We start from the raw sequence: 19,955 nt of genomic DNA on the forward strand, positions 1-19,955 counted from the left end.
TCACGCTCTTTGTGACTGAGCCGGCACCCAGCGAATCTCGGATCACGAGGGAGCTTTCGCTAGGACCCGCGTGACGTTACTATGAACGAATCGGGAGGAGGGAGGGAACTGTGGGAGGCGAAACAGAGGCCATCGCCAAAATGGCTGAATACGTGTCCAGCGAGATCCTTGATTGGTTTCGATGGAACCGAGTGAAATTACCCAATCAGAATTTCGACTGCGTCAAAGTCGCTACGCACGCGCCGAAGAAGGACAGCCACACACATCCGGTAGATGCCGTCTTCTGGTATCTGGACCCGTACCTGAACAAGGTGGTCTACTTCAACACGGATCTAAAAAGCTATGCCAAAGGCACCATCGATGCGTCGCGAATCATCCCGGCTTTAAAGTCATTGGCCCAGACGATCGACTGCGCCCGTGTATCCGAGGAGTGGGAGGGACGGTACATCCTCAATGACGCGCCCCATGAAATCCGCGGGATGCTCTTCGTCTACAACCACGATGCAGAGTACGACAGGAGCTTTTACGACCTACTGACAGAACCTGTGGGGAGGAAAGGCGTGAAGGAGAAGAAGCCGCCCAGGCTTGATGTAATCCCGATCCAGGATGGGCAGTCAATCCACATCATTGAGCCGCGACTCATCAACTACCTGAGTACGGTCATCTTGGACGCCCACCGGCTGCACGCTGAAGGCACATTCCCTGAGCGGGCCTACGAGTTTTTCTATCCTGAGCTTAAGCTGCACAAGACAAGCGGCGCCAAGCTGGAACGGCCTGCAACTGTGGAGACGCTTGCTGGGCCTTACCTGATCATTCGGCACGACAAGGTCGTCAAGTACAACGAATCTTCAGGCATGCCCGAAGAGCGGTATCCAGAGGGGTATGTCATCTACTACAACCGGCCAGGCGACTCAGCAGAGGAGTTCATGTACTTCTTGGACATTCTCTCAGGCTATCAAATTATAGATGGGCAACATCGAATTCGCGTTCGCATAGCACACAACTCGCCAGCACTCGACGCCCGCAGTAACTTCAAGCGAGCCATTTCTCTCTATGCCCAGGAATGGGGATTCGACCGGTACAAATTGGCCCGGCTGGAGGCGATCGAGTTTTCGGAGGTCGAGATCAGTAAGTACTCATTCTCCAGAGTAGATATAGGCTGGGAGCGCTGATGCGCATCGGAACCATATACAGCGCAAGCGATAAGTCGCTTTACGACGCTCTCAACCAAAAGACGGTGACGAATGCCGACTTGCGCGAGTTGTTTCTGTCCAGAGGCATTCTTGTCTCCAAGGAAACAAGCCGGAAGAATCTTGCCCGCCACTTCTCTCGGCTCAATCATGATTACCGGGACTACGAGAAGCTCGCGAAGCTTTTCGGCAGCCCCTCGTATCGGGAAAAGATGTCAAGCATGCGGATTCCGACCGCAGTTCCACTGACGACATTTGAGTCAAGTGCCCACGAGCTCAAGGCGGAACTAGAGCAGGGCGGCGCGATCGTCAAAGTCTATGCAGCTAAGGGTACGCGACTCGACATCGAGATCAAGTACTCCAAGGTGCACTTCAACAAGAGTGACTTCCGTCAGGTGGTGAGCCGCACTGCAATCATCTCCTTTCAGCGTGAGGGCAACGAGATCGTCATCACTGCTCCGCACAGTGACGATGTCCGCGAATGGGTTGAGACGATCAAGCAGACGGCCAGCGAAAAAAGCGGCGAAAAGCTGGAGCTAGATGAAATCACACTGCCCCCGGGACTTGACCCGAAAGTCAAGAGTGCGTTCTTCACGCATTTGATCAAGGAACTTCCGGGATATGTTCTCCACGATGTGTCCGACGTCTATGTGAGCAAACCAAAACCACCTACTGCCGCAGAGGACGACGAGGACGACCTCGACGAGGGATCACCCGGGATTCATATTTCTAAAGCGTCACTCCGTGGTCAAGGTGTCGGTCAATCCGATGAATTGAAGCTTCTCAGTGCGAAGGGCTTCTACATCTCCAGGATCGTCTGGACTGCTAAGGCCACTGCTCCCGACTCGGACATCTTTGAATTTGAGGCGCAGTTTGCCTCGCCGGACGACTGCACAGATTTCACATACCTGCCGCGCGGCTACTACCGTTGTTTGGAGGGGCATAGCTACAACCAGACGCGCACCGGATTCTCATCAGAAGAGGAGCAGCGGTTCGGTAAGGTAATTGAAACCGCAGCCAGGGCGACCTTAAAGAAGCTACCTGGGATTAGCCATGCATAAATCGAAATGGCTCTACTTCGATGGAGCCCGCTCGCAGCGAGCCTTGATTTCAGCGCTTCGGCAGTGTGCCTTTGACGCCGATTCAGGGCGAGGCTTTGAAGTGATCTACCGAAGTGGTGACCGCTTGAGGTCTAAGTTCATTGAGCGGATCGCGACAAGAGAGGCAGTCACAGATCCGTTTGGATTTACGACCGAGTTTGAGACGGTTCGGTACGCAACTACGGTCTTCGACCTTCATATGGTCATTAATCTCCCGTACCAGTACGTCTTGGAAGTGGGGTTGCCTCCGCGCTCACTGCGTCCGCTGATAGCCGCGCTTGAGAGCGCGCTTGATCAAGTGACTGTGAAAGAAGCCGACCTAGCCCTGCTTCATGTTTTCGGCGAGCTCAAGAAGTCATCACCGGCGGCGAAGGTAACTCGGATCAAGGCGTCGCAACTTCGGCTCACGGCAGAATCGGAGGCCAAAGTTGAGTTGGTGTCGATCAAAGACGCGCACAAAGACTTCGTGAAGGCATTCGGAACCGCTGCGAAGATTGATAAGCTTCGAATCGAGAATGCGTTCGGCACTGGTGTGGGAATTACCGAAATTGCCCGAAATGGGTTGGTAGGTCACGACCCTTCAGTGGACGATGAGGTTCGCTCGTTTATGCTTGGCTACCTGGCCGCCAACTACGAACGGGGTGAGAGCAGGACCACAGAGGGATGAGCATTCACGTCTGTTTGTAATGGATCGGCACTGCGAGTTCGAGCCGTAGGGAGGCGGTCGCCGGCGCCGCGGACTGCTCCGCGGGACGCCTACGGCTCCTGAACCTCCTGCACCCATCACTCGTGCCAGTGACGGTCGTCGAGCTAAACGACTGCTTGCAGTCAGCGTAACTACGGTCGCCAGAACCAAGGTCGGCAACCACTGCGCACCTGGCATTGACATCGCCCTGCCGAGCGTCGTTCTCGGCCGCATGAGTTTGCCGGCCGAAGCAGCAACTGTTCGACCGCCCAACGGTTCGGAATGGCGCTCGCCTACTGTTGAACGTCAGCAGTACCTTTGGGACCGGTAAGTCGCGTGGCGATTGCCCGGGCTGGTCGATGACTGATAGATGGCCCTGACCGTCACTACCTCGTCGAGGATCGATCGACCGCAACCGCTGCGGACCGGTCGCGGAAAGCCACTGTCGTCGCGAGTTCGACGCCGCCGGTCCCAGCGGCTAGTCGATTGATTTAGTCGAGGCCGGAACGTTGCGCTCGCCCCACGGAAGGTTCAGAATTGCGCTGCCGAACTGCCGACTGACAGCTTCAGTCCGATGGTGGCGCGTCATGCCACGCCCGAACACCGCAAGGCTCCTGAAAGAGCGGTGGCGCTGCAGCCCTCAGGCTGTCAGCCTGGAGTTCCTTTCTTTTCAACCCAGTGGGGATGTCATCATCCCCTGCCGGGCGTGGTGCATCCCTGTTTCCCCCAAAGGAGATGCGCCATGTCCCAAGCTCAAACCACTGCCGTCGCAGCGATGTTCAACCTGATCATCGAAGGCATCGGCTATCTCAATCGGATCCGCATCGTCACGCCGAAGAAGGGGCCCGCCTACACCGCGTGCACCATCAACGCCATGATGGGCGAGTCCACCGCAGTTGAGTACGTCTCGATCGACTGCCGCATCGTGGGCGCCCAGGCGCTCGAGGCGGTCAAGCTGCTGGAAGACTCGGTGAAGGCCAAGCAGAAGGTGATCGTCGGCTTCCGCGCCGGCGACCCCAAGCCTGACTTCTATGAGTTCCCCGACAGCAAGACCGGCGAGGTGCTTAAGCGCGAAGGGCTCAAGGCGCGTCTGCTGCAGCTGACCTTTGCCAAGGTCGACGGCCATAAGGCGCTGATCCCTGTGGTCGAGCGCCCGACCGAGCGCGGTGTCGAGACTGCTGAACCCATCGAAGAGGGCATGAAGAAGGCCCCGCCGGAGGAACAGCGTTCCGAACGCCGCGAGCCTGCCGAGGCAGCTTGACGATCGGACTGAACACCTAGCAGCGCAAGCACGTTGCTGCGCTGCTGAACAAGGCATCCATCGGCTACGTTCCCGTGGTTGGCTACACTGCATTGACGAATGGCGACTGCCTGGCGCGACAAGCGCCAGCGCCGCCACCCGATAGATTCGAAACAGCGACCCTCAGTCCATAACCTTGCTGCCCCACGTCGTGCGGGGCAGCTTTCTTGACCGGCGCGCGTGCCGCCGGTGAAGAAAGCTCTTGCAGCACAAGGTTGTTCCCGAGTGGCGGCTTCTTGGCAACTAAGCCGCGCCTGGTTTGTGCGTTTTCCCAAAACGCGCGCCCTCAGACACCGTCCGGCTCCTGAAAGAGCGGTGCACCGGCAGCCTCGTGCTGTCGGCGTGGAGTGCGATGACGCGATCTGCCTGGCTCCAAGCCAGGTCCTTTTCCGGCGGAGCTCCCTGCACCAGATCCCACAAGCCTGTTGCCACAGTACCCGTCGAGTTGCCAGCGGCTGAACCCCGCGCGCAATGTGCTTCCTGGACCGCGAGGCTTCGGCCTCGCCCGGTCTTAGCTTCCGGCAGCCTCCTCCTCACCGAGCTGGCCAGCACCGGCGCCAGTTGCCCTTCTCCCAACCGCCTTGCGGGACCTGTTCGTCCCGCTACGGGGCTCGCACGTCCTTTCAAGGCTTCATCCCAAGCCATCAAAAGGAGCGTGCATGTCTATCTCAGTTCGAGGCACCCTGGTCGTCCAGCGCAAGCGCGGACGCAAAGGCGAATTCAACATCGGCGACCTTTCCACCGAGATCGGTGAGTTCGAGGTCAAGGATGCCCTGATCGAAGAGTTCGAACCGGGCAAGTACACCGGCGAGTTCGTTGTCAACTGGATCGAGCCCGACTCGTTCTCGTGGCGCGGCAAGGTGTTCGTCAAGAACCGGGCGAACCTGGACGCGATCTACATCGATGAAGCCGACGAGACCGAAGGCGCAGCGACACCCGTTGTGCCCCCGGAGCCCGATCCTGCCGACGCAGCAGCTGCCACCGATGGGACCGAGCCTCACATCGCTGGCGAGGACCCGTCAGGCATGCAATCAGTCCCTGCCCTTCCGACGCCAACTGCTGGCGTCCGCAACGATGGCAGTGACGATCTGGCGCTGCTCGGTCCCGAATTGTTCGAGCTGCTCGCCACGCGCCAGCCGATGAAGCTGGATCCGACGATCGACCGCGTGCAGTTCCGCCGGCAGCGCGACCGCCTGAAGGCGCTGGACTACGTGTTCAACGTCAAGAGCCAGACCTGGTCCTGCGATTCGCAGAACTGAACCATCGAGCCTGCCGCCTGTCAGCAGGTCCGGCAAGTCCCACATTGACGGGCTTGCCACAGCGTCGAATGCCGGCGCTGCGGCAAGCCCGCGCAGTACAGGCGGAGTGATCAACCCCCGGGTGGCCGCGCCCCCCATGCGCGGTGCCGTTTTGCTGAATGCAGCGGTGATGAGGATCGAAATGGTGTCCGTTGTCTGCGAGTTCGGACACGCCGAATCAGCGGGTCTAGGGATGGACCAGCCAAAGGCGATGCAGACGTTGTCGATCCCGAGCCCGGCCGCATGGCCGGGTTCCTCGAGTGCTTGTGCGCGCCTGCTGCGCGCGAGCCCTGGAGGAACCCGAACTAAGGCTGCAAGGAGTTTGTACTGCTGACCGACGGTTTCGGTCCGATGCGTCACGTCACGACGCGCCAACACATGCGAACTGGCTCCTGCAAGGGCTCGCGGGCACCGCAAGGTGTCGGGAGTTCGTTTGACCACCACCCTCGGGGCTTTTCACCCCGGGGACGGGGTGCGGCCTTTCTATCCACACCGGAGAAACACATGCACCCCAACTTCGCTCAAGTTCATCCGCTCACGAACAGCACCGAGTCGGCGGACGCCATTGACATCGGTCTTCACCTCTGGGAGGACGCCGTGCGGATTCTTCTCGTCGCACACCGATGCGCCACCCATGAAGGCCGCCGAGACGCTGAAGCGCACCTGGTGCGCATGGCACGCACTGCGGACTTGGCCGTCGAAGCGGTGACGCTTCTCAGCCACCTGCCGCCTCACGTGACGACCCATTTGGACGACGAATCGTCACGACGCCGAATCAACCTTCTGCGGCGCGCCCAGGAGGCAAGTCGTCGCAGCGAGTCGGAGCCGGCAAGGGTCGCGAACAGCGTTGACCAGCCTTCCACCTCGACACCGCGGCACGGGATGCTCGCGCAGCGCTTCGGTCAACGTTTGGAGCTGCAGATCTGCTACTGCGCCGCAGGTTTCTACCTTGGCACGTACAGCGCCGATGGCCCTTTCACGCGCGAGTCTCGGGAGTACTGGCGCACGAGGGAGCAGGCTCAGCGCGCACTCGAAACCGGCCATTGGACGCAGCGCGAGAACGTCTAAGCCGACTCCTCCCATCACCCCCAACAAGAGAGATCACACCATGGCTCTGACCGATTCCAACCCTGTCACAAGCGGCCTGCCCAAGCGCGACTTTCAGGTCACCGTGCAGATCCCTGAAGAGCGATTGCACGCCTTCGACTTGCTGCTGGAGGAGTTCCGCACAGGCACCAGCAGATTCGACGCGCAGGCTCAGCAAGCGCAGCTGCAGGAGAGCGACGAGCGGCACGAGGGCGTGAAGGCCCTGCAGTCGCTCTTCGAGTTCGCCACCAGCAACCGCTGCGGCAGCAGCAGAGTGATCGCCGAGATCCTGGCATCGCTATACAACGGCTACCGCTTCAGAGTGGACCTGACCGATCTGCGGCTGCTTGACAGCCAGCGGTTCAGCGAGGTCCTGAAGGTGCTGCGGCTTGACCACGTGCCGCAGCAGGAAGTCCACAGCTACTTTCGAAACGGCGGTGCGCGGTTCGAAACGATGTTCAAGGACTACGGCCTCATGAACTACGCGGCTGGCCGAAAGGAGAGCCACGAGAACGCCGAACACGACGAATGACGGGCGGCGACCGGCCGATCGACCCGAAGGCGATCTTGAAGAACGCCCGCGTTGCATACAGCTATCGCTAACGCGTTCTTTCCAGCCTCCTGTTTGAGCGCTGCGCCAGCAGGTGGTTAGCCCCGAGCTCTGCGCGAAAGCGGCAAGCCCGGTGCACCACGTGCCGGCCATCGTGCCGTCGAATCCGCCGCTGAAGCGGCGCCACCCGGCCTGGTGCCGGGTTCTTCAAGCCCTTGCCCGTCTTGACCGGCCGAGGGCTTGAAGAACAGAATCAAGTCGTTCTTTCTGCCTGACCGACTCAATCGGTCCGCCTGTGGCTCGTCACGCCACGCCCTCTACACCGTCAGGCTCCTGCGAAGCGGTGGATCGGCAGCCCACGGGCTGTCGACCTGGAGTTTTCTCATCAACCCCCTGGGGATGTCATCCATCCCCGCCGGGGCTTGGTGCGTCCCCATTTTTCTTGGAGATGCACCATGGGCTTCCCTCCCATCACGGGCCTCGTTCACGTGGTCCACCCGGAAAACGTGCCCAGCCAGCCTTCTTCCCCCGTCTCCCTGACGGGCACCGCCTCTGGCGACGCCGAGAGCATGGACATGTGGCAGTACTTCGTGGAGCACATCGAGGAGTTCGAGGTGGCCAAGGCCATCGTCGATCACTTCGACACGAACCCGACGGACCTGCACAGAGCCGAGGTCGGCGTCGACGCCTTCGCGCTGTTCTTGCGCGCGAAGATCACGCTCAAGCGTCAGGCCGTCGCCTATGCGACCGCACAGGCCGCCTTGACCAAGGCACGCGAGCAATCGCGTGGCTTGAAATCGGTGGCACGTGCCATCTGCAAGAGCGCCAGCGACGTTCGCCACGCCGTCGAAGCGCAGCCGCAAGCGCTTGCGCTCATGCTGATTGGAATCGGCCTGGTCATGCTGCGCTGACTGCAGCGCGCCCACCTGCGTCACGACCTGCCGAGCGATCCGAGGCCTTGCCGCCTCGGTCCTCGGCCTTCTTCATCACCCGGCCAGGGGAGTCGCCGCTCCCTCTGGGCGGCACTCCGCATGGCCTTCATCCAACGGAGTTGCCCATGCGCGAAATCGCATTGACTCAGGCGCCCGAGCGCCCCTCCTCGGCCACACCGGCCGATCTGTGCCTTGACGACAACCGCCACGCGTTCTGGCTTGCGTTCCTGGACTGGCAGTCCAGCGCATCGCCGGAGGATCTGGCCGCCCTGTCGCAGGCGTTGGCGCCTCACGCTCAGCACGTGCGTCCCATCCACCGGGCCATCAGCGATGCGCTGCAGGACCCGCAGACGGCCTTCCTACTGCCGTTCGACCTAACGCGGCGGCTGGAACACGCCGGCTGGAAGTTGGAGCACAAGCACCCTGCCCGCGTGCCGCATCCGCTCGCCGCGTGACCAACAGGCGACGCTCGATCGGCGCCATCCCTTGCCCACCGGGCCCCAGCGCCCGCCGGCCTGGGGTCCTCTTCCCCATGGAGGCGGCCCTCATGGCCCTGATCTTTCCGCGCATTGCGCGCAACTTCATCAAGAACGGGTACTTCCCTACGGATGCCGAGACGCTCGCGCGCATCAGCGCGGCGCTAGAGGCACCACCGGCGCCCGTTCGCATCATCGACCCGTGCTGCGGCGAAGGCGCCGCGCTGCTGTCCATGTCTGAACACCTGCAGTCCTGCGGCGCGACCGTCAACACGTTCGGCGTCGAACTGGACGAGGAGCGCGCCTGGCATGCCAAGTCGGCGCTGGGCACTGTCGCCCACGCCGACGTGCACGAGGTGCGCATTACCGATCGAAGCTTCGGCCTGCTGTTTCTGAACCCGCCCTACGGTGACCTGGTCGCCGACGCGGTGGGCACCGGCGACCATCAACAAGGGCGGCTGCGCCACGAAAAAATCTTCTGCCGGCGCACCTTCAATCTCTTGCAGCCCGGGGGCATCCTGGTGCTCATCGTGCCATTCACCGTGCTGGATGAGGAATTGACTTCCTTCGTCGCGCGCCACTTTGAGGACGTCACCGTGCATATGGCGCCTGAGCAGCAGTTCCGGCAGAGCGTGGTGCTAGGCCGCAAGCGCCGGCCGACCACGCCCGATGCCCGCATCGTCAGACGCCTGCTGGCCTTCGCCGCCGGCGAGGACCAGCTCGAAATGCCCGCGCAGTGGCCCGCAGCGCCCTACGAGGTGCCGGCAGCCAAGCCGGTCGAGGACTTCACGTTCACGGTCGCGCGGCTGGATGCGAGGCAGCTCGAGGCCGAGCTGCAGGGCGGACTGGCCATGCAAAGCCTTTGGCCCCGCTTCGGCCTGCACATGAAGCCGCGGTTGGGTGACCTCCGCCCGCCGCTTCGCGCCATGACCGACTGGCACCTGGCCCTGGCGCTGGCTGCCGGCCAACTCTCCGGTGTGGTCACCTCGGCGGCCGGCCGGCGCCTGCTCGTCAAAGGCCGCACCCACAAGGTCAAGGACACCCAGATCCTGACCGAGACAGACGACGACGGCTCGGTGAGCGAAACCCGCGTTCTGGTCGACCGCTTCGTGACCGTGATCCGCGGCATCGACCTGACGCCCGGGCCCACGCTCGGGCTGGTTGTGACGATCCAGTAGCCAAGCCGGCAGCCGGCCGCCAACCGGGCGGTTGCCCTATCGAGTCCTCCCTCCGCCCTCGGGGCGGTTTCCCCCTGCCGCGGCTTTCAAAGCTGCCTCCAGGGGCCTTTTTAAAGGGCGTCACCCACCTGCCCCCTTCACAAAGGCTCTGTGACGCGCTGTGGCCCCTTCTGGGCGCCTGCAGCGCCAGTTTCCAACCCGTCGCTCGGGGATACGAGCCGCCGACGGCGTAACCGTCGCCCTGACCGCGCAAGGCCTTCTGCAACAGCGCGGCCGCGTGCCTCCCAACCAGGAGGCGCGGCGCGAAGGTTCGATCGCTAGCAAGCCGTCCCGGCCGGGCATTCCACTCCCGGCGGGATGGGTGTCCGGCCTTCTTCCTTCATCCCAAGGAGAAGCCTATAAGCACACGCTCTGAACATCACCGCGCGCCTGGCGCGGCACCTGACCACGCGGAAGCCCCGTCTTCGGCATCGGCCAACGCCGACGCCATCGATGTCAACCACAGGACTTCCGACATGAACGACACGCACAGCCCTCGCCTGCTGGACCAGCCGCTGCACCTGCATTGCGCGCTGCGGCTGACCAACCAGGCCAAGGCCGAGCCGCTCGGTACTGACCCGACAGCCACGCAGGCCCTGGCCGAAGCGCTGTCGGTGCGCGTAGATCTCGATCAGCCGGTCGTGAACCGGCTGTTCGAGCTGTGGAACACCCTCCTGGCTATCGAAGCCGACGAACTGGGCGACTGGTCCTTGCCGGCCAGCGCTCGCATTAACCACTGCCTGGTCGGCTCGACACCGGCGCTGCTCGGTGTGGGCGCTACCGTCTACGCGAGTGGCGAGGTGGCGTTTGCAGTCATGGCCGAAGGCATCGACGTGCCCTTGTGGTTCGCCTACCTGATCGATCTGCACGACCTGGAGCGGTTGCACCGGGCCAGACCGTCCGCAGTCGCTCGCAACGCTGCCAACGTGGGAGTCTCATCATGAGCCAGCACTACTTCAGCACCCATCACCAGGGTGAACCCGTCACCGTCCTGCTCGGTTGGGATCGCCCGGTCGGGCACTTCTTCCTGGTCGTCGAGCGCGACGACCCGGGGCCCGACGAGGACGACTACCTGTACTTGAACCTCGACGAACCCGATGCGTTCGATCTGCCGCTGGAGTTTTTCCGCCAGAAGCTGAAGGACCTCGGCATCGAGGTGCCTGCTCAGATGTTTGAACAGGTCCAGCTCGACACCGACTTCGGCATCGGCAACCGCCGGGTGATCTACCAGCCCGACGGCCGCTTCGAGAGCGCCGAAACCGCCTGACCCAGCCAGGGCCGGCCCGTTCAAACGGGCTGGCTGTGGTCCTTCCTTCATCACGCTGCGCCGGACGGCGCGGCGTGCCCCTGCTTTCCTGGAGGAGTTCCCTCATGATTTCTCACCCTGCCGGGCTGGCCGACAACCAGCTCGAAGAGATCCTGCTCGCCGGCGCCCGAGGCCTGCGCGCCGGCACGGCCAGCACGTGCGCCGAGCACATGCCGCGCTACAGCTGCACGCCTGACTACCGCCGGGCAGCGCTGGCCAGCCTTATGAGCTGCGCTCGCGAACTGAACAAGCGCCACGCAGCCAGTAGCCTGGGCCTGGCTTCAGTCAACCTGAACAAGCCCGAGGATGCTGGCGCTTATCTGGTACGGCACTTCGACGGTTACGAGTTCGAGGCCTTCGCCGTCATCTTCCTGGATGCTCAGCATCGTGCGATCACGGTCGAAGAGATGTTCCGTGGAACGCTGACGCAAACGTCGGTGTACCCGAGGGAGGTGGTCAAGCGCGCCCTGGCGCACAACGCAGGCGCCGTGATCCTCTCCCACAACCATCCTTCGGGTTCGGTCGAACCGTCGCGTGCCGACGAGGTCCTCACCGCTTGTCTGAAGCAGGCACTCAGCCTCGTCGGCGTTCGGGTTCTCGATCACGTCGTCGTAGGGGGCTCCCAGTTCCTCTCGATGGCTGCGCGCGGCCTGATCTGACCGCGTTCCTGACTTCAAACCATTTCTTCGCCCGGCGGGCCTACCCGCCGCTGGCGCGGTGCGCCCGCCTCCATCCCTTGAACCATGGAGGCTACATGTTCATCCTCGAACAGCAGTCCGACGTCTTCGTCGACGCCCTCGTGTCCGACCACCGGGCACAAGTGCTATTTCTCTCGGTTTACGGCCGGGACACCTCGATCCAGCAGCTCATGGCTCGCCTGCATCTGCGCAAGGTCCAGGGCGGCGTGGACGACCTGACCTTGCTGGACGCAGCCACCCGGACCGTGGCCATGCGCATCCTGGTGGGCGATCCAGCCCGCCTGGACAAGCTCACCGGCCGGCTGCCGCGCACGGGGCTGCTGGGCAACCTGCTGCACGCTTGGATCTTCGATCCCGCAGTGCTCAAGCTCGATCCGGCGAACGGCTCAGGCTGGCTGCTCGAACACCAGCCGGGCCACATGTCGCAAGGCCACCGGGCCGTGCGGGAAGCCGCACAGGCCTGGCGCATGGTCAAAGAGCTGTCACCAGTTCCGCTGCTTGACCATTGGATGCTGCCGGTGCTCGCGCACCTGCAATCGATGCAGGCACTCATCCGGCCGGCATCGGCCGGGCCCGTGTCGGCGCTACGCATCGAGCTGCCCCAGGACTTCACTGCCTGGGTGTCGGATCAGGTCCGCAGCGGCCATCTCGTCGAGCGCGCGGGCGAGCCTCGTGAACCTGCGATGGCCCCGGCCGGGACTGCTTTGTCGCAGGCCGCGTGAGGTGGCCATGACGACGACTGACGCCATGTCCTTCTCACAGGCCTGCGCTGAGGCCTCCGCTCGTGCACGACGCTCCGCCCAGCTGTGCTGCGTCGTCTGCGCCGGCGACGACAAGTACGCCGTGGCAACCGAGGCGGACCTCGACACCTGGTGGCTCGGAGCCACCGTGCAAGCCGCTTTCGACGCCGACGGAAGCCGGCTGGACTGAGGCCACGACACGGGCGCTGAAGGCGCCCTTCCCTTCAACCCTTTCATAACGGTGCCGGTGGAGATCTCCGCCGGCCCCTTCTTCACTTTGCTGGAGAGATGCCCCATGTCCGACACCGAACTGCTCGAACAGACTGCTGCCGCCGATGGCAGCGAAACCATGCCCATCGCCGACTTCGTGCGCGAGTACCGCGCGAGTCTGGTCGACGCCGTGCGGGTGCAGAACCCGCCGATCTACGACGGCCAGCAGGACGCCGCAGTGAATGCCCTGCTGGACGATTTGGCTCGCAAGCCCTTTGTGGCCCAGCGCGATGTTGTGCAGGCGGTTTGCCGGCTACTGGTCAATTCAGGCGCCCCGTCCGCCGTGATCAATGCGGAGATGGGCACCGGCAAGACCATGATGGCGATCGCCACGGCCTGGGCCATGCATCACCTGGGCTATCCGCGTACGCTGGTGGTGTGCCCGCCCCACCTGGTCTACAAGTGGCGGCGGGAGATCAAGCAGACCGTTCCGGGCGCCACCGTGTGGATCCTGAACGGGCCCGACACGCTCAAGAAGCTCCTGCAGCTGCGGCTGGTCACCGGTGGCCCCAAGTCGCCGGAGTTCTTCGTGATGGGCCGCGTGCGCATGCGCATGGGCTTCAACTGGGCACCCGTCTTCGTGACCCGCCGCCTCATCGACCCGGGACTGACCGGCCCGGAGCGTCTGGATCGAGCGGCCGCACCCGTGGCCGCTTGCCCGGACTGCTTTGAGCCGATCACCGTGCCCGACACCGACGGCGAAGACAGGTGGATCGCCCCCGAGGAGGCCGCCAGCCGGCTGAACGTCCGTCAGATGCGTTGTGCCCGCTGCAACGCCGCGCTGTGGTCTCTCGTGCGGCCCGGCACGATGCCAAAGACACGCCGCGAGATCCTGCGCGATTCCATCACCCAATTGCCAACCATCGGTCAGAAAACGGCCGACAAGCTCATCGATGCCTTCGGCGAAGACATGCTCGGCGGCATGCTCGAAGATAACGTCTACGAGTTCATCAACCTGATGAACGACGAAGGCGAGCTGTTCTTCAGCGACCGCCAGGCACGTCGCATGGAGCGGGCCATGGCCAACATGGAGTTTTCGTTTGGCCATGGGGGCTATCAGCCCACCGAGTTCATCAAGCGCTACCTTCCAGGAGGATTCTTCGGATTGCTGGTGGCCGACGAAGGCCACGAATTCAAGAACGACGGCAGTGCCCAGGGCCAAGCTTTTGGTGTGCTGGCCAGCCAGTGCCGAAAGACGCTGCTGCTGACCGGAACGCTGATGGGAGGCTATGCCGATGACCTGTTCTACCTGCTGTTCCGAATGAACCCGAAGGCGATGGTGCAAGACGGCTTTCGCTACCAGCGGGGATCGCTCGGGTCGGCCAGCTGGTCCTTCATGCGCACGCACGGGGTGGTGAAGGACATCTACAAGACCACCGGCGGCGGCGAGGAGCGGTCCCACCGCACCGCCAAGGGCAAGAGCGTGACGCACCGCGAAGCCAAGGCGCCCGGGTTTGGGCCCGTGGGAGTGATGCGCTATGTGCTGCCCTGCACCGCCTTCCTGAAACTGAAGGACATCGGAGGCAATGTGCTGCCGCCCTACAAGGAGTTCTTCACCGGCGTTCCCATGGCACCCGAGCAGGAAGCGGCCTACCGCAGCATGGCGAACTCGCTGAAGGACGCCCTGAGGCAGGCGCTGCGCGTCGGCGACCAGAGTCTTCTGGGCGTCGTGCTCAACGCACTTCTGGCGTGGCCAGACTGCTGCTTCCGCCCGGAGACGGTGCTGCACCCGCATCGCAAGACGCTGCTGGCCAGCGCACCCGCCTTGTTCGACGAACTGACGCCCATGCCGAAGGAGTGCCAGCTCATTGAGCTGTGCCGGCAGGCAAAGCAGGCCGGCCGCCGCACGCTGGTCTACACGGTCTACACGGGAGCGCGCGACACCTCCGCGCGCTTGAAGGCCTTATTGGACGGCGAAGGCTTCAAGGTGGCCGTATTGCGGGCGACAGTGGAAGCAGCCAAGCGCGAGGATTGGCTGATGGAACAGGTCGACCGCAACGTCGACGTGATCGTGACCAACCCGGAGCTGGTGAAGACGGGCCTGGACATGCTGGAGTTCCCCACCATCGTGTTCATGCAGTCGGGCTACAACGTCTACACGCTGCAGCAGGCCAGCCGCAGATCGTGGCGCATCGGCCAAAAGCTCAACGTCGACGTGCACTTCATCGGCTACGAGGGATGCGCGCAGATGGAGTGCCTGTCGCTGATGGCCAAGAAGATCTCGGTGTCGCAGTCCACCTCGGGTGACATGCCGGACTCCGGTCTGGACGTGCTGAACCAAAGTGGCGACAGCGTGGAAGTGGCGCTGGCCAAGCAGCTGCTGCAATAATCGCCGCCGCCCTTTTCCTCCCTGAGCGCGTTCAGACGCCGTCTGATCTTTGACCCCCGATGCCGCAGGGCACCGGGGGTCTTTTCTTTGCGTCATGGGGAGGCGCACCGACGCTCTCGACAGGTGCCACGGTGGCGCGATTCGTCGCTCATGTCTACTGGTCCTTCACGACGCACCTGCTGCATGCTATTGTCTCCACCGTATTCCCTTTGCTCGAAGGTTGTCGAGCCGCTGACAGCGTCAACGTCGTCCTGACCGCACAGGCCTTCTGAGAAGTGCGGCGGCCGGTCCCCTCGACTGGCCAGAAGGTGTTCTTCGTTCGACCCGTGCCGGGAGCTCATCCCGGTGCCGGGGTGCTCTCGGCTTCTTTCTTTTCATCCCCCAGAAAGGAGAGCCCTCCATGGCTGAAACAGCCGCATGTTCCCCCTTGCCTTCCACAGCTGACGACCACCGCACCATCTTCGCGCGGCAGATCCCCGGTCACCAGCGCTTGGGCTTTTTGCCACGTTCTTTCGGACCTCGGCACTACCGCCAGGGAGAAGCCGCCGTCTTCAGCTGGATGGGCAACCTTTGCCCTGAGTACAGCGGCGGCTTCTGGCAGTTCTATGAACTGTCAAACGGGGGCTTCTACCTCGCGCTGGACACCAGCCAGCGGACGACCACTGACCTGCCCATGACTCTTCTACGCGCGCCGAATGGGTTCGAGGGCGCAGTGAGCTTTGACGCCGCCGGCATTGTGGCAACGATGTACGCGATCAACGGGTTGATCTGGCAAGGCGCCGAACACCTCGACGAGGCGTTCTACCAGCTGCGCGACTTCGCGGTCGAACACCGCGAAAGCAGGCAAATCCTGTGCGCGGTCGACTGACCAGCGCACAGCGAATGCTTTCCGCTCATCGTCCTTTTCAACCAAGTCAAGGGGCGCTGCCTGGCAGCGCCTTTTCCATTCCTGGAGCAACCCATGAGCTACAGCGCATCCGATCTGCAAAACGACGTCGATCGCCTCCTGGACCGGCTTGGTCTGGAGATCACCGGCGACGACTGCGACGGGTACACCGTGCGCCACGCCGGCCGCGACCTCACCACCGCTCGCGGGACCATCTTCGACACGGCCGCCGAAGCCACCGCCGCAGCTCTGGATGGGCTGATCGACCTGGTAGAGGACTTGATCAGCGCCTCGAAGGTCGTCATTGTCCGCTGGGAGCACGGCGACTTGGCCGAAGCGGTTCGCGAGCTGGACGTGTGCGTACGTGTCGTCGACGGGACGCCCGCTTCTCAGAGCGGCGCCGAAAAGGCCGAGGACCGGCGACAGACCCGGCTGCGTCATCTCGTGCGGGATGGCCTTCGGTTCGACGAGTGCGTGACCGCGTTCAGCGTCACCGAGCGCCAGGTTTGCGCAGTGGCCACTGCACGCAGCTTGTTCCACCAGCGCGGCGCGATCGAGATCCCTGCCGCAACGGTGGTCAGTCGCGATGAACGCGGCACCGCCGTCATGGCATGGGCGCGCGTTTGCGACGAAGCCGAGCCTCTCGACCTGCTTCCCTGAGCTTTCTCTTCATTTGCCCCGAGGGCCCGCCCCTCGGGTGCGGGCCCTGCGGGCGTTTCACGTTTGTCCCGAAGGAACCATCATGGACATTTGTGTACGCAGGCTCGGCCTGCACCGCGGCGCTCCGCGCCTGTACCTCGACTCCCCCGCCTTGGTGCGAGCCGGCTTCGAACCTGGCTTGCCGATTAGGGTGCTCTGTGACACCGAGAACGCCCGGGTGGTGGTCGAGGTCAACAGCGAAGGCAATCGGCGAGTGTCGCGCAAGACGCGCGGCGCCTGCGTGGTGCCGGTGATCGACCTCAACAACCAAGCGGACCTGCAGCCGATTGCCGCCCTTGGGGTGGTCCGAGTCGTGCTCATGCGCGGCGTCATCCACATCCTGGCCATCGCGTGCCAAGCAAGGGCGCTGGAGCGAGCCACGCGCATGTACCGGCGCCTGCAAAGCAAAGAACCCGTGCGCTGTGCCAGCGTCGCTTTCGGCGCGGGCATCACCAACTGGGCGCTGCATGCTGGCTTGGCCGCCGCAGGCGTGGACACCAGGCTCACCTTCGTCAACGAGATTGACGAGGATCTCGTGACCCATAGCTCGACTGTTCATCCACTGATCGACGGCGCCACGGTCGTGGTGAACGCTCCGATGCAAGAAGCGGTGGCAGATGCATGGCTGCTGCGCCGGATCGGCCACGTCGACGTGTTGGAAGCCGGCATTCCGTGCTCGGGAGCTTCTCGCGCAGGCGTTGCCAAACGAAAGCTGCAGCGCATGGAGGATCACCCGCTGGTTGGCCACCTGGTGGCGGCCGTAATCCAATGGATCGCGGCAATGCAACCGGCGATCTTCTTTACGGAGAACGTGCCCGACTACGCCACTTCAGCCAGCGCCTCGATCCTGCGGGCTTGGTTGCGTGACGCCGGCTACGCGGTCCAGGAAACGGTGCTGGATGCGTCGGAGTTCGGCAGCATCGAGGGACGCCGCCGGTGGTTCCTGGTGGCCCATCCGCCGGCGCTCGACCTGCAACTCGGATCACGTGCTGCCTCAGAGACACCGGCTGGCACGCTGGGTGACTTTCTCGATCGCATCGATGATGACGACCCGTCATGGCGCGCTGTGGCGTACTTGAAGGACAAGGAGCTGCGGGACGCCAACAAGGGCAGTTGCTTTGCCATGCAATGGCTCACGCCCGAATCGAGCCGAGTTCCGACCCTGCGCAAGGGCTACCACAAGGGTGGGTCAACCGACCCTCGCCTACGGCATCCGACCCGGCCTTACCTGTCGCGGCTGCTCACGCCCGCCGAGCATGCCCGCATCAAGGGGATTCCAGCCGAGCTGGTGGCCAACTTGTCCGCAACGGCCTGTCACGAGGCCTGCGGACAAGCGGTCGACACACGCCCCGTCCAGGCAATCGGCCAGTGGCTTGGCATGGCGTTGCGCAGGATGGGCAGGCCGAACCGAGACACCTGCAGCAACGCACAGCTCGACGATAAGATTGCCGCCTGATCGGGAGATCTACGGCCGCGGGGAGGTTGCCTGCGCAACCTCCCCCGCCATCGACCATTTCACTTCGCGTCTGCTGTCCTCAACAAGGCGCGCTCCGCCGCCGGATTCATCGCCACGCCCCGTCGCCCGGCGTTTGTCAACCTACCGTAGCCGGCGTGACGGGCACAGGCGCCGTCTCATTTGGCGCCGATGGCTTCGGGGTGCGTCCATTGGACTTGCGCTTGTTTGTCGACGGCGGCGTCTTGACCGCCTTGGTCTTCGATGCCGGCACAGACTTCTCGGCTGCTGCCTTGCCGTGGGTGGAATTGCGGCTGCCGGACGACGACTTCGCGCCAGCTGGTTTGGACTTGTTCTGCTTCGCAGCAGCCGGCGCAGCCGACTTGCGCCTTACCTTGCCGGTGGACTTGGTCGCCGCAATTCCGCGGCCCTTCTTGGGCGGGATTTCCTCAGCGGCATCGCTGTTGATAAGAAAGGCACTACGGTCCTTTGCCGACGCGATCCACCTCGGGGGCTTACCTCTGCCAGTCCAGGTCTTTCCGCTTGACGGATCGCGATAGCGAGGCGTACCAGCCTGACTGGCACCGTCCTGCTTGACAAGCCGGCCACCACCACCGCGAGGAACCGACGAGGCGGCGAAACCCAGATCCTCTGCCGTCAATCCGTGCTTATCGATCAACGCCCGCACCCGGTCAATGACCTTTTGATTCTGCGCCTTCAGGAGACCTTGCGCCTTCTTTTCCAATGCGGCGATTTGCTTCTTGATGCTCGCCAGTCGATCAACCATTGTGTTTGCCAAGGCAGTTGCGGTGGGGGCGAGTCTACCGATGTGCAAATCCTGCGGGTGCTCGGCTTCAGCCCCGCAGTCCTGGCACCGGAACCAACGTGCGCGGGCGGCGCAGTGTGTCAGGCGACATGAAAAACCGACGCCCAAAGGACGGGCTCAAGATGGCAATGCGGCTTCCTCTGGCGAGGTGAGGGAGGGGCCGGGCGCTTCGCGCCCGGCGGGCCATGGACATGTGGACGATGCGCCTTCGGCGCACCAGACCCGTCCGTGGACAACGCTACGCGTTGACCACCGCCGCGTCCTTCGCCCACATGCCCATAGCCTCAACCGAATGAGTGCAAGCCAGAAAACGCCAAGAATCTCACCGGTAACATTCCGCCGTGAGGCAACACGAGGGGTCAGTTCTGGATGTCGCTTGACAGCTGGGTCGCTGCCGACTCGTGCAGTGACAGCCAGGCCTTCACTGCCCCATAGTCGTTGCTCGCGTCGAGCGCACAGCTGCCCCCGGGGCGCTCCGAAAGTACCCCGTGAGCCATCGACATCCTCGGGCACGACTTGTAGCTCCCACGGCGCCAGTTCCTGCGCCTGGTTCACCGTGACCAGCGCGCGCCAGCGCATTCGGTGAGCGCGCGATGCCGGGCGAAGAAGGGGGGCGGGTCGGCAACGAGTTGACCTGCTCCAGACCAGTCGTTTACCGGCACCGGCAACGGCACATCCGGACAGTGTCCAGGTGCGAACCGGGTGGCAAGTCAAGACTGATTGCCGGCATTGGGCGCACCGCTATCGAATGACTGGTGACCCCCCGGATCCTGCCTCTCTGCCGGGGCAAGAAATGGCTGCCGCTCGTGAACGGCACTCAGACCATCAGCAGTCCCTCGCCTGTTCGAATAGGCAGCCCGAAAGCCGTCGTTCCATCGAACAATCTCGGCGACAAAGGCGTCAGTTGCCTAGAC

20 protein-coding genes are annotated in these 19,955 nt (G+C 63.2%); 19 read left to right on the forward strand and 1 reads right to left on the reverse strand.

Annotated features, from left to right (window positions below; genetic code table 11):
* Positions 1-110 precede the first annotated feature (110 nt).
* From ACS5PM_RS19770 to ACS5PM_RS19860, 19 genes are all read left to right on the forward strand, one after another.
* Positions 111-1,172, forward strand: a complete 1,062-nt coding sequence (locus tag ACS5PM_RS19770; RefSeq protein ID WP_500684348.1) for a PD-(D/E)XK nuclease domain-containing protein — start codon at positions 111-113, stop codon at positions 1,170-1,172.
* Positions 1,172-2,251, forward strand: a complete 1,080-nt coding sequence (locus ACS5PM_RS19775; protein WP_439389400.1) for a hypothetical protein — start codon at positions 1,172-1,174, stop codon at positions 2,249-2,251. Before ACS5PM_RS19770 ends, ACS5PM_RS19775 begins: the two co-directional genes overlap by 1 nt.
* A complete protein-coding gene (locus tag ACS5PM_RS19780) occupies positions 2,244-2,957 on the forward strand; it encodes a hypothetical protein (RefSeq protein ID WP_439389401.1) in 714 nt (237 codons plus the stop codon). Before ACS5PM_RS19775 ends, ACS5PM_RS19780 begins: the two co-directional genes overlap by 8 nt.
* Positions 2,958-3,750: 793 nt before the next feature.
* On the forward strand, positions 3,751-4,236 hold the full coding sequence (locus ACS5PM_RS19785) for a DUF3577 domain-containing protein (protein ID WP_439389402.1): 486 nt from the start codon (positions 3,751-3,753) through the stop codon (positions 4,234-4,236).
* Positions 4,237-4,934: 698 nt separating this feature from the next.
* On the forward strand, positions 4,935-5,534 hold the full coding sequence (locus tag ACS5PM_RS19790; RefSeq protein ID WP_439389403.1) for a DUF3275 family protein: 600 nt from the start codon (positions 4,935-4,937) through the stop codon (positions 5,532-5,534).
* 543 nt (positions 5,535-6,077) lie between these two features.
* The gene (locus ACS5PM_RS19795; RefSeq protein ID WP_439389404.1) at positions 6,078-6,641 is read left to right on the forward strand and encodes a hypothetical protein; all 564 of its coding nucleotides are present in this window, start codon (positions 6,078-6,080) and stop codon (positions 6,639-6,641) included.
* A gap of 40 nt (positions 6,642-6,681) precedes the next feature.
* Entirely contained in the window at positions 6,682-7,191 is a 510-nt protein-coding gene (locus ACS5PM_RS19800) for a DUF7673 family protein (protein WP_439389405.1), read from the forward strand.
* A gap of 473 nt (positions 7,192-7,664) precedes the next feature.
* Positions 7,665-8,120 carry a hypothetical protein gene (locus tag ACS5PM_RS19805; protein WP_439389406.1) on the forward strand — a complete coding sequence of 152 codons (456 nt, stop codon included), beginning with the start codon at positions 7,665-7,667 and terminating at the stop codon, positions 8,118-8,120.
* Positions 8,121-8,266: 146 nt separating this feature from the next.
* Complete coding sequence (locus ACS5PM_RS19810; protein ID WP_439389407.1) at positions 8,267-8,596, forward strand: hypothetical protein; 330 nt, start codon at positions 8,267-8,269, stop codon at positions 8,594-8,596.
* 92 nt (positions 8,597-8,688) lie between these two features.
* Complete coding sequence (locus ACS5PM_RS19815; protein ID WP_439389408.1) at positions 8,689-9,795, forward strand: DUF6094 domain-containing protein; 1,107 nt, start codon at positions 8,689-8,691, stop codon at positions 9,793-9,795.
* A 515-nt stretch (positions 9,796-10,310) separates the two neighbouring features.
* The gene (locus tag ACS5PM_RS19820) at positions 10,311-10,778 is read left to right on the forward strand and encodes a hypothetical protein (RefSeq protein WP_439389409.1); all 468 of its coding nucleotides are present in this window, start codon (positions 10,311-10,313) and stop codon (positions 10,776-10,778) included.
* Positions 10,775-11,101: a hypothetical protein gene (locus ACS5PM_RS19825; protein ID WP_439389410.1), complete on the forward strand. Its 327-nt coding sequence runs from the start codon at positions 10,775-10,777 to the stop codon at positions 11,099-11,101. Before ACS5PM_RS19820 ends, ACS5PM_RS19825 begins: the two co-directional genes overlap by 4 nt.
* A gap of 74 nt (positions 11,102-11,175) precedes the next feature.
* Positions 11,176-11,799 carry a RadC family protein gene (radC, locus tag ACS5PM_RS19830; RefSeq protein ID WP_439389411.1) on the forward strand — a complete coding sequence of 208 codons (624 nt, stop codon included), beginning with the start codon at positions 11,176-11,178 and terminating at the stop codon, positions 11,797-11,799.
* 95 nt (positions 11,800-11,894) lie between these two features.
* A complete protein-coding gene (locus tag ACS5PM_RS19835; protein ID WP_439389412.1) occupies positions 11,895-12,560 on the forward strand; it encodes a hypothetical protein in 666 nt (221 codons plus the stop codon).
* Between the two features lie 7 nt (positions 12,561-12,567).
* Entirely contained in the window at positions 12,568-12,768 is a 201-nt protein-coding gene (locus ACS5PM_RS19840; protein WP_439389413.1) for a hypothetical protein, read from the forward strand.
* Between the two features lie 105 nt (positions 12,769-12,873).
* The gene (locus tag ACS5PM_RS19845) at positions 12,874-15,177 is read left to right on the forward strand and encodes an SNF2-related protein (RefSeq protein ID WP_439389414.1); all 2,304 of its coding nucleotides are present in this window, start codon (positions 12,874-12,876) and stop codon (positions 15,175-15,177) included.
* 400 nt (positions 15,178-15,577) lie between these two features.
* Complete coding sequence (locus ACS5PM_RS19850; protein WP_439389415.1) at positions 15,578-16,045, forward strand: antirestriction protein; 468 nt, start codon at positions 15,578-15,580, stop codon at positions 16,043-16,045.
* Positions 16,046-16,138: 93 nt separating this feature from the next.
* A complete protein-coding gene (locus ACS5PM_RS19855) occupies positions 16,139-16,723 on the forward strand; it encodes a hypothetical protein (protein WP_439389416.1) in 585 nt (194 codons plus the stop codon).
* 82 nt (positions 16,724-16,805) lie between these two features.
* On the forward strand, positions 16,806-18,218 hold the full coding sequence (locus ACS5PM_RS19860; RefSeq protein WP_439389417.1) for a DNA cytosine methyltransferase: 1,413 nt from the start codon (positions 16,806-16,808) through the stop codon (positions 18,216-18,218).
* A gap of 136 nt (positions 18,219-18,354) precedes the next feature.
* On the opposite strand, the gene ACS5PM_RS19865 is transcribed toward ACS5PM_RS19860, so the two are convergent.
* Positions 18,355-19,002, reverse strand: a complete 648-nt coding sequence (locus tag ACS5PM_RS19865) for an H-NS family nucleoid-associated regulatory protein (protein WP_439389418.1) — start codon at positions 19,000-19,002, stop codon at positions 18,355-18,357.
* Positions 19,003-19,955 lie beyond the last annotated feature (953 nt).

This window comes from Ideonella flava (genome assembly GCF_051857595.1).
Classification (GTDB): Bacteria; Pseudomonadota; Gammaproteobacteria; order Burkholderiales; family Burkholderiaceae_C; genus Ideonella.